The organism is Confluentibacter lentus (assembly GCF_002806995.1).
GTDB lineage: Bacteria > Bacteroidota > Bacteroidia > Flavobacteriales > Flavobacteriaceae > Confluentibacter > Confluentibacter lentus.
The window spans coordinates 215,273-238,955 of sequence record NZ_NIHE01000003.1 but is presented as its reverse complement, the minus strand read 5'-3'; the positions used below and the strand labels follow the sequence as shown (position 1 = coordinate 238,955).

Here is a 23,683-nt window from a genome sequence, read left to right as displayed (position 1 = left end):
GGGTAAAAAGAAAAAAATTGGAGAAAAGAAGTGAGATATTCTGGATGAGATTCACACTTTCGAAGGAATAAATAAAAAAAGGCAAGCTACCTACATCACACCGCTACGACCATTTACCTTTGCTGCGTTCCCGCCCTGGAGGATTCAACAGGAGCTGGTTGTGTAGGACTTGCCGGGTGCAAAGATACAACCATTTTAAAATTTTCACAATGATTTTTTAAACTGATTTTAAATAAATATCTTGCCTAAAATTTAAATTGAAAATGAAACTATTTAAGTACCTCACAATCATTTTTTTAAGCTCAATTATTGTGTCTTGTGGAACCAATTCGGGTAAAAACAAAAGTGATTTTACCATTAAAACCAATGCCAAAGACCATGTGATTTCTATTGCGGAAACTTTAACACTGTCGATTGAAAATCCTAAAAACCACACAATTGATTCGATTAGCTACACCTTAAATGGAGAATCAATAAAAGAAAGCACCAATTTAAAAGACACTAAACTAGGCAGCCAAAGCATTGAAGCTACTGTTTATTTTAATAATGAAAAGCAAAAGATAATTACCAAAATAACCGTCTTAAATAGTGAATCACCTAAAATATATACTTATAAAATCATTAATGAATATCCACATGATATCACATCTTATACGCAGGGTCTAGAGTTCTTTAATGATACTTTATATGAAAGTACAGGGCAGAACAAGGAATCTAAACTTAGAAAAGTAGATTACAGAACAGGCAACGTATTAAAAAATATTAATTTGGCCGATCAATATTTTGGTGAAGGTCTTACCATTTTAAATAATAAAATTTATCAATTAACATGGCAAGGGGGTATTGGCTTTGTATATGACATTAATACTTTTGAAAAAATTACTGACTTCAAATACGGTAAAAGCAAAGAAGGTTGGGGCTTATGTAATGATGGAAAAACCATCTACAAAAGTGATGGTACAGAACATATATGGCTACTGAATCCGAATACTCTGGCTGAAGAAAGCCTTATTCAAGTTTATACCAATAAAGGTAAAATCGTAGAGATAAATGAAATGGAATGGATAAATGGTGAGATTTATGCCAACCGTTACCAAAAAGATGGCGTCGCTATCATTAATCCAAAAAATGGTGCTGTTAATGGCGTTATAGATTTTTCACCATTAAAAAAGTTGGTAACACAACATCAAGGATTGGACGTACTTAACGGTATAGCCTATAACCCAAAAACCAAAACCATTTTTGTTACAGGAAAACGCTGGGATAAATTATTTGAGGTCGAAATTGTTAAAAACTAATGTATTATATGTTGTTTTTAGATTGATACCTAAAAAAAGCATAAGAAAACGGAATAAACATTAATCCGGCTATAACAAAAACAAAAAAGGCTTTTTGTAATCCGAAGGCATGTGACAAATAGCCTATAAATGGTGGGCCTATTAAAAAGCCAACAGTAGCATAGGTAGATATTATTGAAATAGCCATTCCTGGAGAATATTTTTTTGAAGTTCCTGCCAACGCAAATGTCATTGGGAAAATAGGAGCCGTACCAAAACCTACAAGACAAAATCCAAATAGCGCTGACCAGAAAAACGGAAATATAACTGCTATAGAAATGCCCAACGCAATTAATAAAGCACTCAAAACATATGTTTTTTGTACACCTATTTCTTGTGCCAATCTATCAGAAAAAAATCTAGAAAACGCCATGGTTGCCATAAAAGTAAGATAGCCATAAGTAAAGACATCTTCCTTAACGATTTCTTTAAAATATACCCCACTCCAATCGAACATACCGCCTTCACACATAGCTGCAAAAAATATGATAACGCCTAAGTACAGAATAAATGTATCTGGTTTTCCTATAATTAACTTATTGCCTGAGGTCGATTTATCGTTTTTTAACGTGAAATTATAACATGATACAGAAACAATTAACGTCAGTATCGAAATTATCAATAAATGCAACTGCATTGAAACATCATATTTTACCATTACTGTAGAAAATACAACTCCTATTAAACCGCCTGTACTCCACAATCCATGAAATGAACCAACAATACGCTTTTCAAACTTGTTTTGTAAGGTTATGGATTGCGTATTCATGGAAATATTTAAAATCCTCATAAAAAACGAAAACATACAAATAGCCAATACCAACATAAAAGATGTTGTAGCGTAACCAATCATCACCAGTGAAAAAGAGAAAAATACAAAAGATACCACCAGTGGAATTCTACTATCAAACTTTGAGACCAACCAGCCAGAAATAGGCAATCCAATAATGGAACTTATGGGCATTGTTAAAAGAATGGTACCTAATTCGGCATCATTTAAATTAAAAAATTCTTTTATGGTTGGAATGCGTGATGCCCAAGTAGAAAAACAAATCCCAGAAAGAAAAAAATACACACTTAAAGCAATACGCTGTTTAGCTTGGGTTTCCATTAATACATTAATAATTTTTAAGTGCAAAAATAGTATAACATTTGTTTTGTTCTTATAAACAGCTAAATAAAATAATTCTTATTTAAATATAAGTATTCTACCTATTTATACTACATGACTGTAAAGGTAATTTTGCAATGATAAAAAACCAAAAGGCTTTTGTATGAATTTTGCACGAATAAATAATAAAATCTTAATAAGTAGCATTGCTTATTCTTTATTAATTTTTTTAATTTCATCAATATTAAATTGCTCTGCTGAAGCAAATTACTCAAATGAAAAAGTAAAAGAAAAATTAATTGCGCAAAAATGGATACGAGACAGTTATACAAGTAAAAACTCTAATGGTAATTTTGAAAATTATGGTACTAAATTGCAACTTGAATTTTTATATAATGGAAACTTACTAATAAAAGAATCCAATTCTACTGATTCCGATGGCTCCGGCACATTGCCTCCTCCAAAAGGATTGGTTGACACGCTCCTGATTTACGGAAAATGGATCTATTATGAAAACACTAACAGACTAACATTAAAAGTTGATGATAGTATGTCACACAAAAGCGCTTATAACTATATCAATTGGAGATTATCCAATATTGATAATTTCCAGTTTGAGATTGAAAATACTGAAACCAATGATTCCATAGGAATCATAAAAGTAAACTTCAAAAGTAAATTTTAATCCATCAAAATCTTTAAACAAGACAATCATTGATTGTTTTCAAATCATTTAAATTAAACCTTAAAATATAATCATCCATTTTAATCCAAATTGTATTAACTTAGACGAAGCCTCATTTTCTATCCTACAGTATTTACATTTTATTATTTAAAAAAATGCTAACTAAGAAGATGAGATTTTATTTACCCTTTAAAATTGCTTTTTTCTATTTTTTGATAAGCGGTCTTTACATTATACTTTCTGATAAGTTTTTAGAAAACACCTTTTTACCAGAAACATTAACAAAATTTCAATCATATAAAGGATTGGCATTTGTTTTTGTAACATCTTTTCTTCTCTTTATTTTAATAAAGAAAAATTTAAAGAAAATTAAAAGAAGCGAGCACAAGTATAGGTTGCTTGCTGAAAATTCTAAGGATTTAATTTACTTAATTAACGCAAATTCAGAAATCGTATATGTAAGCCCGTCGGTAAAAGATATATTAGGCTATGATGTTGATGAAGCAATTGGAAAAAAAGTATTAGAATTTATACATCCAGATGATTTAAAAAAAGTAAAGAATAATTTTAATGAGCTCATGTCAAAAGGCTCGTCAAAAAGCCCAATAATGTACCAGGTTAAAAAGAAAACCAATGAATATATATGGTTTGAATCTGCAAAACAAGTAATAACAAAAAACAATAAAATCACCGGTATAATTTCTTCTTGTCGTGATGTAACAGAACGTGTAGAGGCTAATGAAGCCATTAAAAACTATCAAAAATCCTTGCAAAATTTAACTACCGAAATTTTTTTGGTAGAAGAAAAACAAAGAAAGCAAATAGCGGCTAACATTCACGATCACTTAAGTCAATCATTAGTGATTTCAAAAATGAAACTACAGGATTTAAGAGAACAAACATCTTTAAAAAACCATATTTCGGATATTGATTTTATCAATTCCCATATTACGGATGCCCTTGAAAATTCAAGAAAAATAACTTATGATTTATGTCCACCTGTTTTATATCAATTGGGTATTATAGACACTATGCATTGGTTTTCTGAGAAAATGGAAGACCAATATAAAACCAAGATTATATTCACAACAAACATAAAAAACATAAAATTAGATGACAATAAACTCATTTCTATTTACCGTTCCATACAAGAAATAGTCACCAATTCCATTAAACATGCCAAAGCAAGCTTAATACATATTGATTTTAAATTTGCCGACAAAGGTCTAAATATTTCAGTTACCGATAATGGTACGGGCTTCAATGTAGATGAAACATTAAACAACAAAATTCTAAGTTCAGGATTTGGTTTATTTTCTTTAAAAGAAAGGATTCACAATTTAAAAGGTATAGTATCTATAATTTCTAAGCCAACCATTGAAATTGGTACAGTTGTAAAAATTTTTATATATTTATGATAAAAATAATTGCAATTAATTGTGGAAACCTCAATTTTACTTGTCGACGATCATAAGATAGTTAGAAATGGCTTAAGAAGTTTAATTGAAAAAAAAACGTCTTTAAAGGTTATTGGAGAAGCTTCAGATGGCCGGGACGCTATAAAATTTTGCGAAAAGTTTAAGCCCAATGTGGTCATCATGGATATTGCCATGTCTGGCCTAAATGGTGTCCAAGCAACAAAACAGATTGTTGATATTGATTCAAATATAAAAGTAATTGCTTTGTCCATGCACGCAGATAAACAATTTGTCATAGGAATGTTCAAAGCAGGTGCCTATGGCTATTTACTAAAGGACACTAGTTCAGAAGAACTTATAGACGCCATACTCTCTGTGGCGCGAAACCAAAAATACGTAAGCCAAAAAATCTCTGATGTTCTTATTGAAAATATATCACAGAATTCTACAGATAATGAGATTGATGTACTTACAACCAGGGAAATTGAAGTACTTCAACTCATAGCGGAAGGCAACTCATCAAAAGACATAGGGGAATTACTCTTTTTAAGTTCAAAAACCGTTGATGTACATCGTACAAATATTATGCGGAAGTTAAATTTATCCAATATTCCAGACCTTACAAAATATGCCATAAAAGAGGGCATCATTTCATTGGAATAACAACTCCTTCTTTTTATTTATTAAGCTTTAAGCCTTAATTAAGAAAATTACCAAGGCAATATAAAAACAATGCTTATTGCCTAATCTTCTATTTATATTGAATATTTGTAATTAAAATTTACACATTAAAAATGGGTCAATTTAAGCAGATATCAAAAATTTTAAAATTTATACCAAATAGCTTTACAAAAAGCGAAATATATAACATACTTAATTGTATACCGTTGCCAATTGCAATGGTTGATAATTATCAGAATATTATTTTTACCAACCAACAATTCTTAGATTTTATAGGTATTTCAAACTTAAACAACATAAGTTGCAAAAATTCATTTTGCAATAATTTATCGTGTATATGCCGCATCATTAATGATACGGCCGATGAAAAACCATTAAGCAAAGTAAAAAGACGTTTTGTTAAAAATGATGGCAATATCTCTTTTATAAATAGAATAACCCACAAATTAGAAATCAACAATGTGGAATGTAAGTTGATTTTTATTATTGACATTACCGAAGAAGAAATGCTGAAAAAACACCAAGACCTAATAATTAAAGAAAAGTCGATAGCAGAATTATATGCCTTGAAAGAAGCTAAAAAATTTGAATTTCTTTTTGAAAATTTGGGAGATGCATTGTATTTGCTCAACAAAAAAGGTGGTTTTGTAAAAGTAAATGAAAAAGCTACCCAATATTTGGGCTATTCCAAAGAAGAATTACTAAAAATGAATGTTTTAGATATTAATGAGCCTAAAAATATTTTAAAATCTAAAAAGATACTTAAAAATATAAAAAAGAATAAAAAATTACTGTTTGAAACTAACCATGTAACCAAAAGTGGAGAGATAAAAACGGTTGAAGTTACTGCTAGATATATAAAATTGAATAATGAAGATTTTATTTTTAGTAGTGTTCGCGATGTTACCCAAAGAAAAAAGATGGAACAAGATTTAATTCTATCAAAAGAAAAAGCTCAAGAATCTGAAAAACTAAAATATGCTTTTTTAAATAATATTAGTCATCAGGTAAGAACGCCACTAAGTGGTATTCTAGGCATGATGGATTTACTGGAAAGTAATTACACCAACCTAACACTTGAAAAAAGAACTGAATATTTTGAAACAATTAGAAAATGTAGTGACAAACTTTTAAGCACCATTGAAGACGTTCTTGAAGTTTCAAAATTAAGTTCAGGTATAGCAGAACCGAAGCCTAGCTCATTCTCATTAAAGGCAGAAATAGAGAAGTTAATAAAAGATGTAAAGGAAATCTACAACGAAAATAATAATACGTTTTCTCTGGAAATGGATACTAGTATCACGGTAATCAAAACAGATAAAGATATACTTATTAGAGTTTTAAAAAATTTAATGGATAATGCCTTTAAATTTAATTTTAATAAAAATTTAAAGTTAACCATACAGAATAAAGACGATAGCATATTTTTCTCTATGGAAGATGATGGTAATGGCATTAAAGAAGAATGTATTGGTAGCATATTTGAACCATTTACGCAATCAGAATTTAGTTTGAACAAAGCCATCAATGGCTCTGGTTTAGGATTAACTATATCAAAAAAAATAATCAACTGCCTAGGAGGCGAGTTAAAAGTTGAAAACCTGGAAGGTAAAGGCATTAAATTTTATTTTTCAATTCCCAACATGCTTTCCAATGAATTTTGTGAAGGCAATGAAAAGCTAAAAAATAAAACCATACTAATTGCAGAAGATGATATGGTTACTTACTTATTCTTAAAAAATTTGTTAGAAACTGAAGGTTGCATTTTAATTCACGCTTTAAATGGGAAACAGGCTATAGAAAAATTTGAAAAAAACAAACACATTGATTTAATTATAATGGACATAAATATGCCCATTATGGACGGATTAGCGGCCACACAAGTTATTAGAAACACATGCTCCGAGATACCTATTTTAGCTCATTCTGCCTTTGTTCATGATCAATTCAATGATAATTGTTTAAATTATGGCTTTAATGATTTTATTGAAAAGCCAGTAAAAAAGAAGGTTCTACTAGAAAAAATAATAACACATACCAAAAATAAGGGATATGCTTATTCCTAGGACATTCTGAATGTTTTATTTTTATTCAATCAATCAAAAAAACTACAATTACATGTTAATTATTGAAGACGAACCAATTATAAACGAAAAAATAGTAGAAAAATTAACTAGCTTTATTGATTCAAAAAAAATAAAATTAGCAAACTCCGTTGAAGATTCATTAAGTTTATTGGATACCTTTAAATTTAATATCATCATATTAGACTTAAATTTGATTGATGGGAATGGCATAACTATTTTGAATAAAGTAAAAGAAGACCATTTAAACTCATTGGTTTATGTGTTTTCAATTAATTCAGAATTAAAAAATATATGTCTTAAAAAAGGCGCTACTGGATTTTTTGATAAATCAAAAGATTTTGATGATTTAATTTCAACAGTTAGAATAGCTTATCAAAATCTTTTTAATGACCCAAACGCTGTGTCCAGCGACAATTAGTAATTCCATATAAACCCTATCCCATAACAATAGACAAAACCGCAAATAACCCTTAAAATCTAAAACTTAACTGATATTTTTCCTCTTAAAAAAAATGGGGTTCCTGGGGTAAAATGTATTTCTTCAACAGAATTTGGTTCATTAAATAATCTGCTTTCAGTGGCGAATTGTGTTTCATTCCATTCGGTATCAAAGATGTTTTCAACAATCAACCCAAAAGTCCAGTTTTTATAATTATAATTCAAATTAAAATCGGTTACAAAATACCCTTCTGCTACTATAGAATTATCTTCGTTTGCTGGTCTATCTTTAATGTAGCGGTAATTAATCCCCCCAGAAAAATTACTTAAATCCCGAAAACTAATACCTCCTGCAGACGTTAAATCTGGAGCAAGCGGAATGTAATCTTGTCCACTAGGTTCTTCAATGCTTCTAGCATGTGAATAATTAACATCCCCATTTACAAATAACCAATCTGTTAACTGGTAGCGTAATCCAAAATCAACACCATAACGTTGTGTTTTTCCACTAGGTTCAACAATACCTGCGTCTCCAACATAAACAAACTCTTGCTGCAGAAACAAACTCCATAAAGCGGCATTAATAACCAATCGCTCTTTGGGTTTTAAAACAACGCCCAAATCTGTTCCAAAAGCGGTTGGGAGTATTCTTTTCCCATTATTGGCCGTTACTACCCTACTATCGTTTGAGTGGTATCCCAAACCTGTTTTAGCATAAAATTGTGCCTTTGGAGAAGCTGAATAAATAATATTAAACTTGGGGCTTAACAATACTTTGTTCTCACTTTTATTATCGTAAGTGGGTGTCAATAAATTTTCATAATCAAAAGTAAAATAGTCTAAGCGTAACCCTGGATTAAAGGTCCATGAATTCTTTTTATAAGTTACATTGGCAAACGAAAAAGCATTTAATTCATCCACATTACCATATGCCAAACGTTCCAGAATAGTTTTTCTATTTAAGGTTCTTGATAATTGAACATTATTAACATCATCATATCTAAATCCAACGCCTAACTCATATTTAAGTTGTGTATCGTGGTCACCAATATGTAACGAATGTTCATAGGCTGTTTTTGCCCCAATAATGGTTCTATCTTCTTTTTGTTGTATTTGATCACCATTTGCAGGGTCTTCCAAAAAGAAGGTAAAATTTGAAAATAATTCAAAATCGTACTTTGATACATATGCAGAGGATTTAATTGCAGAATGCTCATCTATTTGATTCTTATGGTTTATCCACATATTACTTCGGCTAGTATTACCACCTTCAGTATCATCAATAGCTCCAAAACGACTTATTAACCCGCTCTCGACAGCACGTAATGGAATTTGTCCAGAAGCATCCCATTTGCTCTGAAAATGGGAAATACCCATATCAAACTCTTGGTTTATATAGTTATTGAAATTATAACGACCCATAATATTAAAACGGTTGAAGTTTTGGGGTGATTCAAAAACACCATCGGTCAATACCATTTCTGAAGCCAAATAGGCACTACTATTTTTTTCATCCAAAACTTTAATCATACTTAAAGCACGTAAGGTATTATACTGTCCAGCTTCAAGAGATATCAAACTTTCATCAATGGTTTTTTTGGTATTAATATCCACGTATCCTGCCGTATTGAAATTCCCTTTATCAGCGTAATAAGAGCCTTTACCAAAATCGATATTATTAATGGTTTCAGGAATGATGAAGTGCATATCGGCATAACCTTGCCCATGAGCGTGGGACACCATATTAACTGGCATACCATCCACATCAATAGCAATGTCTGTACCATGGTCTATGTCAAAACCCCTTAAAAAAATCTGTTCCGCTTTACCACCACCGGCATGCTGACCGATTATTAATCCTGGTATTTTACGGAGAATCTCCTGTGATGATTTTACCGGACTTGTTTTTAAATCTACATTTAAAAAGGTACTTAGCACATTAACCTTAGAAACTATTAATACTTGATCTAAGGATACGGACGATACCTTTAAAATAATATTTTCAACACCATTTAAATGTTTATCACTTATAATGAGTTCTTGATTTTCAAACCCCAAACTATAAAAATAGATTACATCGCCAACTGAAATATCATCTAACTCAAAATAACCCGATACGTTGGTATAGGTGTACGCCCCTGTAGTTTTATTATAAACGCCAACACCCTGCAAGGGTTTACTGTTTTCATCTGAAACTACCGTACCACTAAGTTCATGAGCTTGAGTGCTTACAAAAGTTAAAAGTAATAGAATGAAACATAAAACATTTTTTGTGATTTTGTTTTGGTTGGTTGGTTGTGTCATAGCTTTTTTGTTTATAATAATTCAATAATTTTTTGCTCTATGTAGCCGGCATATGCTTCAATTGTGGGTAAATTAAAAACTTTGTTTAATGGGATCTCCATTCCCAATTCGTCATTAATCCTAGATGTTACCCTTATAGCCGCTAGTGAATCCCCTCCCAAGGCTATAAAATTATCGTGAACATCAATTTTATACAATCTAAAAATATCTCGCCATACATTGCAAACCAGTTCTTCAATATCGTTTCTTGAGGAAACATACGAAGTTTTAATATCATTGGTTTTATCGTGATATTATTTTATTGTTAGATATAAAACCCAATAAAATGTAAAACGCTATTTTATTATGAAATTGAAGAAAGAACCCAAGCATTTATTGCTTTGAAATTGTGTATAAAAATGATCAAGAAAATGACCAAAGATTAACCCTGACTTTATTAGAGAAACTGGTATAAAATTTACAGCAAAAAACTTTAGGGTTTTTAAAAAGCACTATCGAATATAAACAAAAGCATAATTAGATATTGTTATCTATTAGCTACTTATAAAATATTATAGGTGCTTTCAATTAAAGTAAACAAATAATTAATATGATAATATCTAAAACTACCATCAATGCACTGGGCTCTGTGTACAGGGACAGTTGCTGATGCCCTGTAGGAACTCCAGCCCTATGGTAATGACGTGCGTCCCGGAATTGTACCCCGATAGGTCGTTCATGGTCACCTGGTAGGCATACCCAAAATAGAAGATGTCCTTCTTGAAGCCCAGCATGGGACCCAGGTTCAGGGGCTTAAAGAACTGGTCGTTCAAAAAACGGTACGATATCCCCGCCCAATAGTAATCCTCGTTCCTGTTGAACTTCCTGAACTTAAAGTTCAGATCGGTACTGCTCCGGTTGTCGCTGCTGAACATCTGGTAATAGATGGAGGGCTCAAACTCCAAGCCGCTCTTCTTGGGGCCGTTGAACGTGTAGCCAGAATATATTTGATAATTTAAGAGCAAATTGGGCTCAGCGATCCTAATGTCCTCATCTATTTTTTTCTCCAATATGTTATTGGCATTGAAACTGAAGAAGAACCCTTTGTTCCTGTACAGCACCCCAACGTCAAAATTGTTGTTGTTGGTCGATCTATCGTCAGTTATAATTGGATTTGAAACTGGTGGTTGGTTAGTACCATTATTAAATTTACTGATATCGATCCTAAAATTGTTTATGTTATATGATATACCAAACGACAGATATTGCTTGGAATAGTAATCCAGAATAAGATGATGAGCAAAGGAGAACTTGGCCCCCTTTTGGATGGTATTTCCATTTTTATCGTTATAAAATGACACGCCAACCCCACTTCGGTCCGCAATTCTAAAATCCGCATAGAACGACTGATTATCTGGTGCATCCTTTATGCCCACCCATTGTGTCAGGCCATTGGCTCGCAATTTTAGGTTATCGCCTATGCCCGCATAGGTTGGTGAGACCACAAAATTGTTATCAGCCAAATACTGTGTGAAAACGGGCAGGTTAAGCTCTTGCCCATGGCTTTTCACTATGGCAAGTAGTAACAGATATATAATTAATTTTCGCATTCTATTTTTTTTATAGGTTTTAACCACTATTATCTATTTATCTGTAAAGTGTAAAATGTCCGACAAAATCACGATTATCTTTTGGGTCGTTTAGTTTTACAACGTACCAATAATCTCCTGTTGGAAGTTCCTTACCATTATAATTACCATCCCATAAATCTCCCACACGAAGTGTTGCTATTTCACGACCATATCTATCAAATATATCAACGGTTAAATTGGTATATTGACTTGTACATCCAGGACCCCACTTCTGTGAAGGAGGTGTAAAATAATTAGGTATACACACATCTATATATTCAAAATACCGTGTTGCTGATGCTGTACAGCCATAACTATCGGTCACCGTAACGGTATAATCTCCAGACCTGTAAATAAGGAATGTGTTTGTACTTCCATAATCTTCTCCGTTTAACGTATATTGATATACGCCAGATCCACCAGTTGTAATAGCTACAATCTCATTTAATCCCCCATCGTTTAATACTAATGCTATAGGATCAAAATGATCAACATCAAATAGAGGTGTTCTTTGTATACATCCATTAACATGCATCACATCTACATAATGACCCACCCCTGAAGGAACATTTACAAATAGGTTACTGGCTTGATAAGCACCACCATCTAGTGAATAGGTTAAATCGTCCGTATCAACATTACCTGTAATAATTACAGTTACCGTATTGCTAGGTATATTGTTGTCACAACCATATTCCACTACAGCCGTTGGCCCGAAGCTAACCGATTCTGGGAATGATATAACTACTTCCGACTCACATCCTGCACCATCGATAACATATACAGTGTGATCTCCACCACTTAAACCAGCAAAATCAAATTGCGTTTGAGTTGGAGTGCCTATAATATATGAACCATTTCTATCATCCAGAGCTACGCTGTAAGGCATACTACCTCCTGAAATTATAACACTAAAAGCTCCATTCAAATCACCTTCACATAATTCTGGCTGAATAGAACCTGGAACCAATGCAATTTGCACAGGAGCTGGGTCAGTGATTGTAAAATCAAAAAGAATATAACAACCTAATTCATCTTGAGCTATGGCTTGGTACGTTCCTGGATATAAATCTTCAAATACTGAAGTTTCAAAAAATTGGTTCATTTGAGGCGAAATGGCATATTTAATGGTTCCTGTCCCGCCTGAGGCAACAATTTCCAGCATGCCATCGCCACTTCCAAAGCAAGTAGGGTCAGTTGGAAAGAAATTGGCTGTCAACGCCGCAGCTGGTTCTGATATTTGAATAGGTGCCGATGTTGTTAAACAATCACCACTATCCACTCTAATTTGATAAGTTCCTACTGTAAGCTCCGTGAAAACACCTGGACTATTTTGAGTAGCAGTTGGAATTGGATTACCACCACTATCTAGTAAGGTATAAATATAATTCCCTAAACCACCTTGTGCAACTGCCACGATAACAGCTGTATTATCTCCAGTACAATTAATGGTCGCATTGGCTACGTCTAAATTAATTATAAGAGCTGGTAATGGATCAATGGTAATTTCATTCGAAACATTCGCAATACAACCGTTTGCGTCTCTAACATAGTACATATAAGTTCCTGGCGATACGGAAATCGGAGCTGTTGAAGATGTAAATGATCCCAATATTGTAGCAAACGTAGCCGTGTTACTATACTCATAAGTTCCTGTACCTCCTGTTGCACTTAATGTTAATGTAGCATCGGTTAAACAAGAAGGTGAAGTTTCCCTTACCAAAAGCGCTTGAACCTCAGCAGGTTGGTTTATGATAATATTTGGTGAAGTAAATTCACAATTATAACCATCAGTAATAGTGACATTATAAGTTCCTGCTCCTAACCCATTGAAAATTGGAGATATTTGAGGTCCTGATGATGTAACCATGGGCGACAACATGTGAAGTGTGTATGTGTAATTACTTCCTTGTCCGCCAGAAACAGCAGTTGCAGTAATTGTGGCATTAGAATCATCAAAACAAGACAACAATGTTGTATCGGCTGTTACTGTTGCAGTGATTTGTGTTGGAATTGTAAGTGTTATAGCATCAGATACGATACAACCTCCTGAATCCCTTACATTGACAGTGTAAGAGCCAGCTGATAAATTTCTGAAGGTTCCATTTGAAGAATATGCTACTGTAACAGCTCCTGTTAATTCGTATTCATAAGTCCCCCAACCGCCACTTGCGATAGCTGTAATAGTCCCTTGTCCATCATCACAGGTAACATTCGATGTTTCTGAAATAACCAAATCCAAAGGCAATATAGGTGTTGCAATGGTAACCATATTTGAAGTTGTGTTACAAAACGGACTAGCAGTTTCTGTAACAACAACGGTAAAGCTTCCAGCTGGAAGTCCTGAAATGATTTGTGGATTTACACTTGTATTTGCTGCAATCGGGCCTAAAACTGAAACTCCAAGACTATCAAAAACTTCATAAGTATAAGCACCTGTATAGCCACTTAAATTAACCTCTAAAGCACCATTGGTATCTCCAAAACAAGTTACTGCTGTAGTAGCTGTAGCAATGGCATCAATCGTATCGAATGGTGCGACCGTATATGCTGCCGTTGCAAAGGTGCAACTTGTAGTTAAATCGGTTACTAAGAAATAATAATCTCCAGGTAGTGTTATATTAAAAATATTTGAAGCTTGCGGAACACCACTAGGTAACATTTGATAATTGAAGTTTCCAGAACCTCCAGTTACAGAGATACTTATTGAACCTGTATTGTTACAATCAATTGGTGTTACCTCAGCAACCGCAGCAGCTGTTATAGTAGGTAATGGTAATATAATCACAGTATTTGTTGCAACACATCCATTGGCATCTCTCACATAAACAGTGATATTTTGTGTGCTTCCATTATCAACAATTTTAAACACATTTGAATTGAAATAATTTATTCCATTAATGCTATACGTATAAGAAGGCATTCCTCCACTTTCAGAAATGGTTAACTCTGACGTGTTTACGGAACCATCAATTGCACAAGCAAAATCAGTTGCAGTTCCAGATACGGCAAGTAAAACAGGCTCTCCAATAGTTTCTTGCTGCGTTAATGTACAATTTCTACCTGAAGCCACTGTAACATCGTAAATTCCTGCTGGCAATCCTGTAAAAATATTAGAAGCTTGAGGTCCCACGGATATTGGTCCTGAAATCTCATAGGTGTAAGGCGGATTATCATTACTTAATGGTAAATTAACTGTAATAGCACCATCACTTCCTCCATTACAACTCACATCAGATGGCGTTGTTGTAAACGTTACGGGCGTTGCGGCATCTAAAGTTATGGTCGCATCTTCAGTACAACCTGTTGCACTATCTTCAATCGTTATAGTGTAAGTTCCCGAAGGCACTCCAGAAAACACATTTCCTGCTAAAGTGATTGAAGCTGGATTAGGACTGATACTATAAGTATATATTCCTGTTCCTCCAACTGCCGACACTGTAATTTCACCATCATCATTTGAACAACTAACAATTCCTGTAACTGTTGGCGTAATTCCTAAAGGAGGTTCAATATCTACTGACACTAAATTTCCACAACCATTTACATCTCTCACTTCAATAGTATGTGTTCCAGATGATAGATTCGATAAAGTAAATGGTGCTGTTCTGGTTTGGAAAGCACCACCGTTAATACTGAAAGCATAGGGAGCTATTCCAGCAGTTGGTAAAGTAACATCAATTTCGAAATTACCTTCTGTTACTGTACATTGGTTATTTACTGTTGCCGAAACGACTGGTGTTGGATCTTGTGGCAACACAATAACTGCCGTCGATTTAATACAGCCGTAAGCATCTATAACATGCACATAATAACTACCGGCATCTCTATTAAAGGTATTTGCTGAAGCCCATAATGGGTCAGTTGACAAAGGAGGTGTGGCCGATGTTGTCATTTGATACAAGTAAGGAGCCGTACCATCTCTAGCAATAGCTGTTATAATTCCTGAACTCGGATTACAATTGGCATTTCTATCAACTGAAGCTGTGATGCTTAAATCTATGGCTGATTCCCTAATATTAAAAGGAACTGTAACCACGCCGCATCCTAAGTTAGGTCCTGAAGTTTCAGTTATTAAAACAAAATAATTTCCGTAAGGTAAAGACCCTAAGTTTGAAACCGGCAATGAGCCACCACCAGGCACAACTCCAGAACCAGTAATACCAGTAGATAATAATGATAATGAATTGAATATTTCATAATTAACATTGGTTGAAATGCCATAAATACTATTTATTGTAAACGAAACATTTCCATCTGCACTTCCAACGCACGTAATATTATTTGAGGTAAGCGCATTAGCTGTTAATGTTGAATTCGTTGGAATTGGAACAGTTGATGTTTCATAATAACTACAACCCGTAGAGTCATCATAAACAATAAAAGTATACGTAAACCCTGGTATCAACCCTGTAAAAGTTGCTGTTTTACTACTTGGTGCATCCTCAGGAATCCATGTACCTCCAGGTGGTGCTGGAGGAACAAATCCTCTATATATATCAAAAAAGAAAGGCCCGGCACTAGCTAAAGTTGTTCCAACACTAATTACAGCTTCGCCTCCTGTGGTACAATCTGCAATTACATCTATTGCAATGTCTAAATCATCTGGAGGGGAAGCCACTAGCACATCTTGAATTAATACTGAACATCCATTAGAATCCACTACATTTATTTGATATAATCCAAAATCAACAACATCAAAAGTAGTAGATGTTGTTCCCGAAGCATTAAGCTCGGATGCAGAATAACCATTAGTTCCAGTTACAAAATAATTATAAGGAGCGGTTCCTCCCGTAACACCATTTATAATTACAGAGCCTTTTGAAACTCCACCTACTGGGTCACAAGTTATTGGTACTGTACTGCTTGTTATAATAATAGGTGTTGGTTCAGTAATGGTAATCGTTGCTGTATCGGTACAAGATTTTGAATCCGTTAACGTAATAGTGTAAGTACCCGCCGTTAATCCACTTGTTTGTGTACCGTAATTTGTACCAGTAGTATCATTATTAACATTAATGACAAACGGTGGCGTACCAACAGTATAATTTATATTAATTTGTATGGCAGCATTTGAATCGCCATGACATAAAATTGGTTGCGTTTGTACAACCGATATTATTTCGGGTAACGAAATAGCATTAATGGTTTGTACTCCAGATAACGCTGTACAACCTCGTGCATCCGTTACTTGGAAACGATATGTTCCATTAATCGCTGTTGCATATATAAATGGCGAACCTGTACTTCCCAAAGCATTAAATGCGCCTCCATTAAAAGATACTGCATATGTAAATGGTGCATAACCTCCTGAAATGGTTCCTGTAATTACAGCATCTGGTGATGCGGTACAATCTAAGTCTTTAGTTAAAACAGTGCTTACTGCTAATTGTGAAGCAATCGTTTCTGCTGGCAAAGTATATGTACATCCATAGCTATCTCTAACTGTAATGTTATAAATACCTGGAATTAAATTGCTAAAAACATTGTTTGCAGTAAATGGTGCACCATTCATACTATATTGGTATGGTGCTTGACCTCCAGATGCTGTTACTTGAAGTGATGCTCCGTTTGTTGTATCATAACAATAATCTGAACTCACACTTATAGTTGCCGTAGGATTTATTGGCAAAACTAAATTGAACGTCGTTGAATCCGAACACCCATTTGTATCTGTAACTGTTGCAGTATAAGTTCCTGCTTGTGTTAAGTTTGCAAATATATTACTGTTTTGGCCAGGTAAAACTGTGGCATCTGGTAATGTTAAAGTAAAGGAATTTCCTCCCCAGCCTCCAGTTGTATTAAGAACCACACTACCATTATTCAAACATGTAATTGGACTAGCCGTTGCAGTGATATCCAATGCTGTTGTTGGTTGGTTTATAGTTATTGAAGCTGTGGCACTACAATTGGTTGTATTATCGGTAATAACAATTGTGTAAGTTCCAGAAGCCAATCCTGTTAATGAAACTGGAGACGTTCCTACAGTTGATGCACCACCATTTATGGTGTATGTGAATCCTGTAGAACCTGATACTGTAAACTGTGCAGAACCATCAGCAGCTCCAAAACAAGTTACATCATTTAAATTTTGACCTATAACCGTTAATGCTGGTAACGGATTGATTGTGTAAGATTCTGAATACGTACAATTATATTCATCAATGACTTGAAATGTGTATGTTCCCGGTGCTAATCCTGAAAAAACATTCGATGCTTGATAAGGTGTTGTTGATGCTCCTGGTGCTATAATTTGATATCGCAAAGTACCAATGCCTCCTGTTGCTGTTAAAGTAACTGTGGAAACATTTGTTGGACATGTTAATGGTGTGCTAGCAAAACTTAAATCTGTTGGTGGATTTAGTGGTGCAATGGTTATAGGAGCCGTAATAAACGTACAACCTACCGCATCTCTTATGGTTACGGTATAAGTACCATTTGTTAATCCGGAAAAGGTCAAACCAGGTTGAAAAGTAATTCCATTTATACTGTATGTATATGGTGCAGTTCCACCTGATACTCCTGAAACAGTTATAACGCCATTAGTTGTACATGTATAAGGTGTTGTTAATGTCGCTGTACCAGTAATGGCAGGAGGTTCAGTAATTGTTATTGTTTGTGGTGTGGTGGTACATACATCTGTTCCTAATGTATATTGAACAACAACATCATAACTTCCTACGGCAAGTCCGGTAAAAGTAGGCGAGTTAAAAAATGTCACGCCATTATCTATACTATACTGCAAACTATTTCCGTTGGCATTAGTTACATTAATGGTTATAGTACCATTATCACCAGAATCTTCGCAAAGCATATCAGTCTTTGTTACATTAAAAACCGGTGGCGGACTAGGATTTACTGTTATAGATGTGGTAGTTGAACAGTTATTTGAATCCACAACCGTAATATTATATACACCGGGCGTTGTTACTATAATTTGTGGTGTAGATTGGAATTCGGTGGTACTATTCACAAAATAGTAATACGGTGCTGTACCTCCACTAGGATATACCGTAATTTCACCATCTGTACAAGTTAGCGGCTTAGTGAGTGCTGCTGTTGCTGTTAATAACGGTGGATTGATAATTTCAATATCATCTGTAAATATACAACCATCTTCAGTTGATACATTTATCGTATAGGTACCTGGATTTAGATTGGCAAACGTGTAATCACTTTCCATAATAGGACCTACGCTGTTTATTAAAGTTGCTCCTTGGTAAATCGAAAAGAAATATTGCGGACGAACATCATTAGCGGCCAATACAACGCTTCCTTGTTCACCATTACATAAGGGTTGTGTAATAATTGTTGAAACCGTAAAATCACGTTGTCTTATTTGAACATCTGGAACCGAAAAAATACATGGATTTGGTGTTACACCAATTTGTCTGATATATACCGAATAAATATTTGTCGTATTGATTGAAAATACATTGCTAGTTTGATAGTTTACGCCATCAATGCTATATTCATAACCACTAGGAACACTTCCAACAGTGATTTCTCCTGGAGTTGTACAAAAAATATCTCTTGAGGTGACTGTAGGAACTAAAAGGTTTTCATAAACATTAAAGTAAAATTGATTGAAACAACCTCCAGTATAATTCAATGTTAATCGATATTGACCTGCAGTATCTGCCGTAAAATCAGGTCCAGTTGCTACCTGATTCCAAGTACAACTAGCGTCTTCATTGGCACAATCCTCATTGGCAACAGCAGTACAACTAGTTTCATCCAGTCTTTCCCAAATCATGGATGATGTATCCGTGATATTCGTTTGGATAAATCTGGAATCATTAGCACCACATAAAAATATATTAGGCAACTCTTTTCCGTCATTCGGACAAATAACGACTTCATCCGCAAAAGGAATAACTGGATTTGTTACACCAGCACCATACGTTATTACATTAAATACTTGATCAATGGATTGGCAAGGGGCTACTGCCGTATTATGCACATAATAAGTGCCTGGAGTAGTAACCGTAATGGATTGTGTAGTCCCGATAACTGTTCCAGAAGAATTTGTCCATGAATACGCATCATAACCATTACCAGCCGTTAAAACAGCACTGGAACCGCACAATATAATGTTTTCTTCAAAAACACAATCGTTCAGATCAGCCAAAAAATTTGTTGCTCCAGGTGTTAATAAACAACCTGTATTGCTCGCAAAACTCGGATCATCTGAAATGGTAAAATCTGGATTTATTGTTCCTTTATAAGTGGCATATGCTTGGTTATCAATATTGTTAGAACAAGCATCACTCAATAAACTACATGTAGAAACGACAGTCACTTTAAAACGAATTTCAGATACTGGATCATTCTCTTCTACAACAGATTCGTCTATGGCAAATATAAGCTCCCTAGTCGCCGGATTGTAACTTTGTACCGTAACACCAGCAGGTAATAAACCGATATCTGATGGATAATTAAACACCACATTGGTTGGTAGCACATCTCTAATAGTCATGTCGGTTGCATCATCATTTCCCGTGTTTTGAAAACCTATAGTATAATATAATTCATCCCCTAAATCTACCACCTGTCCACCTATATCATTTCCTAGAACGTCTTCAACAATTTTTGTCAATACAATGTTTGGGGCTATAATTTCTATAGCAAATGCACTAAAATAGAAATAATAAATATCTGTATTGGTGCCCAACCTAATGGTAGCAGATGTGTCTCCATTTGCTATGAGACTGTTGCCTGGATTAGGTATATTAATAATACCTGCATCAAAACCCAACGTATTAGAACTTGATGGGTTTCTATTCGTAAAAAGTATCGGCGAATTCGTATTAGGGTCTATAATCGATACGCTACTATTAAAAAAATTATTACTTGGACGTATGATTGTTCCTCCTGCAGTAGTAGCACTAATACTTGTTCCATTAATTTGTAAGTAATCTCCAGCCCATGCTCTATCCCCCTCTAAAGCGCTAAAAGCATATTTCGCACGAACCGGTCCAGTCGGTATGGTCTGAAAACCACTAATAGGAAAGGTTTGTTGATTATTAGGAGCTACGTTATTTATTTTTGTAAAGCCGTCAAAAGAGGTGATATATTTACTTGGCAACAGAGGATCTTCATAAATTACAAAAAGTGACCATCCGGCCGACAAGCCTTCTGTATTTCGACCAGTACCACTATTCATCATTGCAGACGTCATAGATGATATATTAGCAACTGTGTATGTACCTTCTGGATTGCTTAAAGCTGTTAATATATCAGTTACATCTCTATAATAAGCATATGTATTAGAGTCCCTATTATTAGAAGAGTTTTGATAATAAATTTGTGTCCCAGTAATATCAATATAAGTGCCACTTTCTGGAGTTCTAAATTTTATGCTTGCCATTGGAGTATCCCCCATCACTACGGAGCTCCAATACAAACCAGCATATACAATTTGATAACAAGTAGCGTCGTTTGGCACATCTAAATCAGCACTACTAGAGTTAAAAGTAGTATTGTCAATATCAATGTCAACATATACCATCCGATCTCTATTATTCGACCCTTCATTGTTATAGCTACTATTGGTTCCTGCATAATTATATGGGTCTGTTCGATGTACACTTAAATTACTATTCCCTATTAAAAGCATATCGCCCTTAATAGCCTCATCATATCTTGGTACAAAAGGAATAAGATTTTGTGAAAAAGATTGAAAACTCAAAAAGAGTATCAAAATTATAATTCCAATTTTAGAATAAGTAGGTTTTTTCATGGTGGTTTATTTTAGTAATTTCTTTCCTTTAGTTGGGGTTTGAGGAAAAAAGGATGTTCTAATTTTGTTTCATATTCTAATTTTCTATTTTAATCACAGACATTTTTCTATTATATGGTTCATTGCTTGTTGATTTTAAAGCATTATTTGCTGCTTCTATTGTGTCAAATTTTTGATAATAAATATAATATTTACTCGTATTAACATCATAGAAGAAATCAACATTGTTTTGTCCAGATGCAACCACTTTCGTTAAAAATTCATCACGTTTTGCTACGTCGCTGTGTACTGCAAGCACAGCATAATAGGCACTTTCCACATTATTAACTCCTTTCAATATCTGTATATTTTTGCTTTGTTCTTCTCCAAAGTCAAAATCTTCTTCTTTAAGGGCAACAAGGTTTGATGGTGTATTTTGTTTTATCGCATTTAATATTGCTCTATCTTTTAAATACCTATCTTCTTCATTATCATAAACAGCTCGCTTAATTCTTCGTTTTCTCTCAATTTCTGTGGCTTCTTTAATATTTTCTAATGTTTTAAACAAATTATCTTTTGTAATTACCGCTTGCAATTGTTCTGCTTTTAATGCATTTATCCTATTTAGATATGAAGCCTTAATGGATTCATCTACATTTGTATTTTTATTATACAAATCTTCCATCTCTCTTATTTTAGCATTTTGGGCTTTTATAACATTCTCAATATCAATTTTTAAAGATTCTAGGGCTGCATTTTCTGCCGAAACACTTTTAAAAGGTTTAGGTTCTGAGTAAATGCCTTGTTCACTTAAATCATTTTCTTCTTTTAAATCTTTAAGATCTTGTTCTTTACTAGCGACGGTTTCTCTCAGTTTTATTAATAATTCATGCTGTTCAATACTTGAGTCAGCCGTTAACGGAATTAAATTGTCAGTTTCCTTGGTTTTACTTCCTCCTTGAGCTTCAACTACAACATCATTTAAATTTACCTGTCCAATAGAATCATTTGCTTCTTCTTTAACTTGATTTTGAAGTGCTTCTTGTTCTAATTTAAGTCTGGCTTCTTCTTCTTTGGCTTGAGCCTGTTCTTGTTCTAATTTTATTCTCGCTTCTTCAGCTGCTTTGGCTTGAGCCTGTTCATGCTCTAATTTTATTCTCGCTTCTTCAGCTGCTTTGGCTTGAGCCTGTTCTTGTTCTAACTTAACTTTTGCTTCTTCTTCTTCTTCTGCATTAGCTTTATCTTCTACAGCAGTAGCAGTATTTGCATTTGTACTTCTATTTGTTCTGGTTGTTGGCTGACTTTTTGCCACAACTGGTCTTGATTTTTTAACTGGTGAAATTAAAGCACCTTCATCATCATCTCCACTGTAATTATACCTATTTCGATTTTTGAACTTATATGCCAACGTAATTTCATGGGAACTGCCAAGCGTTGATAAATCTCCCATAGCTTTTTCATAATTATATTCTAAAGCAATTTGCGAACTAATATTAAAACCAACACCTCCAGACAAGCCATATAAGGTATTGTAGCCTGCTTGTGCCCAAAAACCTTTAGGAACTGTAAACATGGCTATCCCAGAAATAACGGTTTGGTCTTTCTTGAATTCAGAGCGAACTAAACCAGAAAATTTGGTTTCATCAAAAAAACCACGACTGTTTACATACCCTGTGTACATAACATGAGCTTGAACGCTTTGTTCTGGATTATCTTCAATTAAGTTTGAAGTTGTAAAATTATAAGCTGCCAAATTATTTAACGAGACTCCTAAATCGAAAAAAGCTGTACCATAATTAATACCAGGATTTACTGTAATTACGGTATTGGAAGGTATATTCTCTAATGATGGGTCAGGAAAATTTATTATAACGTTTCCTTCATTAATGCCACTTCTGTAAGCACCTAAATTCACACCAAATGTTAAGTTACTGTCCCTATCTAGAACGACATTGTATGCATAATTAAAAACACCTCCAAAGGTTGTTAATACACCATAATTTTGCTGAAATAAACCAACACCAATACCAGAGTTTTCACTAAATCTTCCAGAATAACTAAACAAATAGGTTTGTGGCGCATTTTCAAATTGCATCCACTCTCTTTTATTGGTAAATGTTACATGTTTATTCTGTTCCCTAACAAAACTAAATGTAGGGTTAATGACGTACTTATTGAATTTTAATGAGTTTCTAACAGGCAAAGCTAACGCCACAACACCGTCTTCTTGAGAATGGGACTGTTGCATTATGGATAATAATAAAATCATATATATTATATATTTTACCATG

At 34.0% G+C, this 23,683-nt stretch carries 12 protein-coding genes and 1 other RNA gene; 6 read left to right on the top strand and 7 right to left on the bottom strand.

The annotated features are described in order from the left end of the window. Positions 1-76 precede the first annotated feature (76 nt). Positions 77-175: signal recognition particle sRNA small type (ffs, locus tag CDH50_RS07895), an RNA gene on the bottom strand. A gap of 88 nt (positions 176-263) precedes the next feature. Here ffs and CDH50_RS07890 point away from each other — a divergent pair. Continuing rightward, positions 264-1,298, top strand: coding sequence for a glutaminyl-peptide cyclotransferase (locus CDH50_RS07890; RefSeq protein WP_100611469.1), 1,035 nt, complete (start codon positions 264-266; stop codon positions 1,296-1,298). A gap of 4 nt (positions 1,299-1,302) precedes the next feature. On the opposite strand, the gene CDH50_RS07885 is transcribed toward CDH50_RS07890, so the two are convergent. After that, positions 1,303-2,448 carry an MFS transporter gene (locus CDH50_RS07885; RefSeq protein WP_100611468.1) on the bottom strand — a complete coding sequence of 382 codons (1,146 nt, stop codon included), beginning with the start codon at positions 2,446-2,448 and terminating at the stop codon, positions 1,303-1,305. A gap of 163 nt (positions 2,449-2,611) precedes the next feature. Between CDH50_RS07885 and CDH50_RS07880 the strand changes: the two genes are divergently transcribed. The 5 genes from CDH50_RS07880 (at position 2,612) to CDH50_RS07860 (ending at position 7,737) form a co-directional block, all read left to right on the top strand. After that, positions 2,612-3,133 carry a hypothetical protein gene (locus CDH50_RS07880; protein WP_100611467.1) on the top strand — a complete coding sequence of 174 codons (522 nt, stop codon included), beginning with the start codon at positions 2,612-2,614 and terminating at the stop codon, positions 3,131-3,133. A 170-nt stretch (positions 3,134-3,303) separates the two neighbouring features. Continuing rightward, the gene (locus CDH50_RS07875; RefSeq protein WP_198513454.1) at positions 3,304-4,551 is read left to right on the top strand and encodes a PAS domain-containing sensor histidine kinase; all 1,248 of its coding nucleotides are present in this window, start codon (positions 3,304-3,306) and stop codon (positions 4,549-4,551) included. A 21-nt stretch (positions 4,552-4,572) separates the two neighbouring features. Then, positions 4,573-5,214 (top strand): response regulator, encoded by a 642-nt coding sequence (locus CDH50_RS07870; protein WP_100611717.1) that lies wholly within the window; start codon positions 4,573-4,575, stop codon positions 5,212-5,214. Between the two features lie 131 nt (positions 5,215-5,345). Then, the gene (locus tag CDH50_RS07865; RefSeq protein WP_100611465.1) at positions 5,346-7,298 is read left to right on the top strand and encodes a hybrid sensor histidine kinase/response regulator; all 1,953 of its coding nucleotides are present in this window, start codon (positions 5,346-5,348) and stop codon (positions 7,296-7,298) included. A 52-nt stretch (positions 7,299-7,350) separates the two neighbouring features. Continuing rightward, positions 7,351-7,737, top strand: a complete 387-nt coding sequence (locus CDH50_RS07860; protein ID WP_157804951.1) for a response regulator — start codon at positions 7,351-7,353, stop codon at positions 7,735-7,737. A 59-nt stretch (positions 7,738-7,796) separates the two neighbouring features. Here the strand turns inward: CDH50_RS07860 and CDH50_RS07855 are convergent, their stop codons facing one another. The 5 genes from CDH50_RS07855 to CDH50_RS07835 form a co-directional block, all read right to left on the bottom strand. Further along, positions 7,797-10,061 (bottom strand): TonB-dependent receptor, encoded by a 2,265-nt coding sequence (locus CDH50_RS07855; protein WP_100611463.1) that lies wholly within the window; start codon positions 10,059-10,061, stop codon positions 7,797-7,799. An 11-nt stretch (positions 10,062-10,072) separates the two neighbouring features. Further along, a complete protein-coding gene (locus tag CDH50_RS15410) occupies positions 10,073-10,291 on the bottom strand; it encodes a phosphopantetheine-binding protein (protein ID WP_394337009.1) in 219 nt (72 codons plus the stop codon). Positions 10,292-10,672: 381 nt separating this feature from the next. Further along, complete coding sequence (locus CDH50_RS07845; RefSeq protein ID WP_100611715.1) at positions 10,673-11,650, bottom strand: PorP/SprF family type IX secretion system membrane protein; 978 nt, start codon at positions 11,648-11,650, stop codon at positions 10,673-10,675. 37 nt (positions 11,651-11,687) lie between these two features. Further along, a complete protein-coding gene (locus tag CDH50_RS07840; protein ID WP_100611461.1) occupies positions 11,688-21,413 on the bottom strand; it encodes a T9SS type B sorting domain-containing protein in 9,726 nt (3,241 codons plus the stop codon). Positions 21,414-21,489: 76 nt separating this feature from the next. After that, a complete protein-coding gene (locus CDH50_RS07835; protein WP_100611460.1) occupies positions 21,490-23,682 on the bottom strand; it encodes a PorP/SprF family type IX secretion system membrane protein in 2,193 nt (730 codons plus the stop codon). Between the last annotated feature and the right edge of the window lies 1 nt (position 23,683).

Coding starts and splice junctions, on each gene's coding strand:
- CDH50_RS07860 (WP_157804951.1), top strand. CDS start 7,351: ATGTTAATTATTGAAGACGAACCAATTATAAACGAAAAAATAGTAGAA.
- CDH50_RS07885 (WP_100611468.1), bottom strand. CDS start 2,448: ATGGAAACCCAAGCTAAACAGCGTATTGCTTTAAGTGTGTATTTTTTT.
- CDH50_RS07880 (WP_100611467.1), top strand. CDS start 2,612: ATGAATTTTGCACGAATAAATAATAAAATCTTAATAAGTAGCATTGCT.
- CDH50_RS07890 (WP_100611469.1), top strand. CDS start 264: ATGAAACTATTTAAGTACCTCACAATCATTTTTTTAAGCTCAATTATT.
- CDH50_RS07840 (WP_100611461.1), bottom strand. CDS start 21,413: ATGAAAAAACCTACTTATTCTAAAATTGGAATTATAATTTTGATACTC.
- CDH50_RS07855 (WP_100611463.1), bottom strand. CDS start 10,061: ATGACACAACCAACCAACCAAAACAAAATCACAAAAAATGTTTTATGT.
- CDH50_RS07845 (WP_100611715.1), bottom strand. CDS start 11,650: ATGCGAAAATTAATTATATATCTGTTACTACTTGCCATAGTGAAAAGC.
- CDH50_RS07835 (WP_100611460.1), bottom strand. CDS start 23,682: ATGGTAAAATATATAATATATATGATTTTATTATTATCCATAATGCAA.
- CDH50_RS07875 (WP_198513454.1), top strand. CDS start 3,304: ATGAGATTTTATTTACCCTTTAAAATTGCTTTTTTCTATTTTTTGATA.
- CDH50_RS07865 (WP_100611465.1), top strand. CDS start 5,346: ATGGGTCAATTTAAGCAGATATCAAAAATTTTAAAATTTATACCAAAT.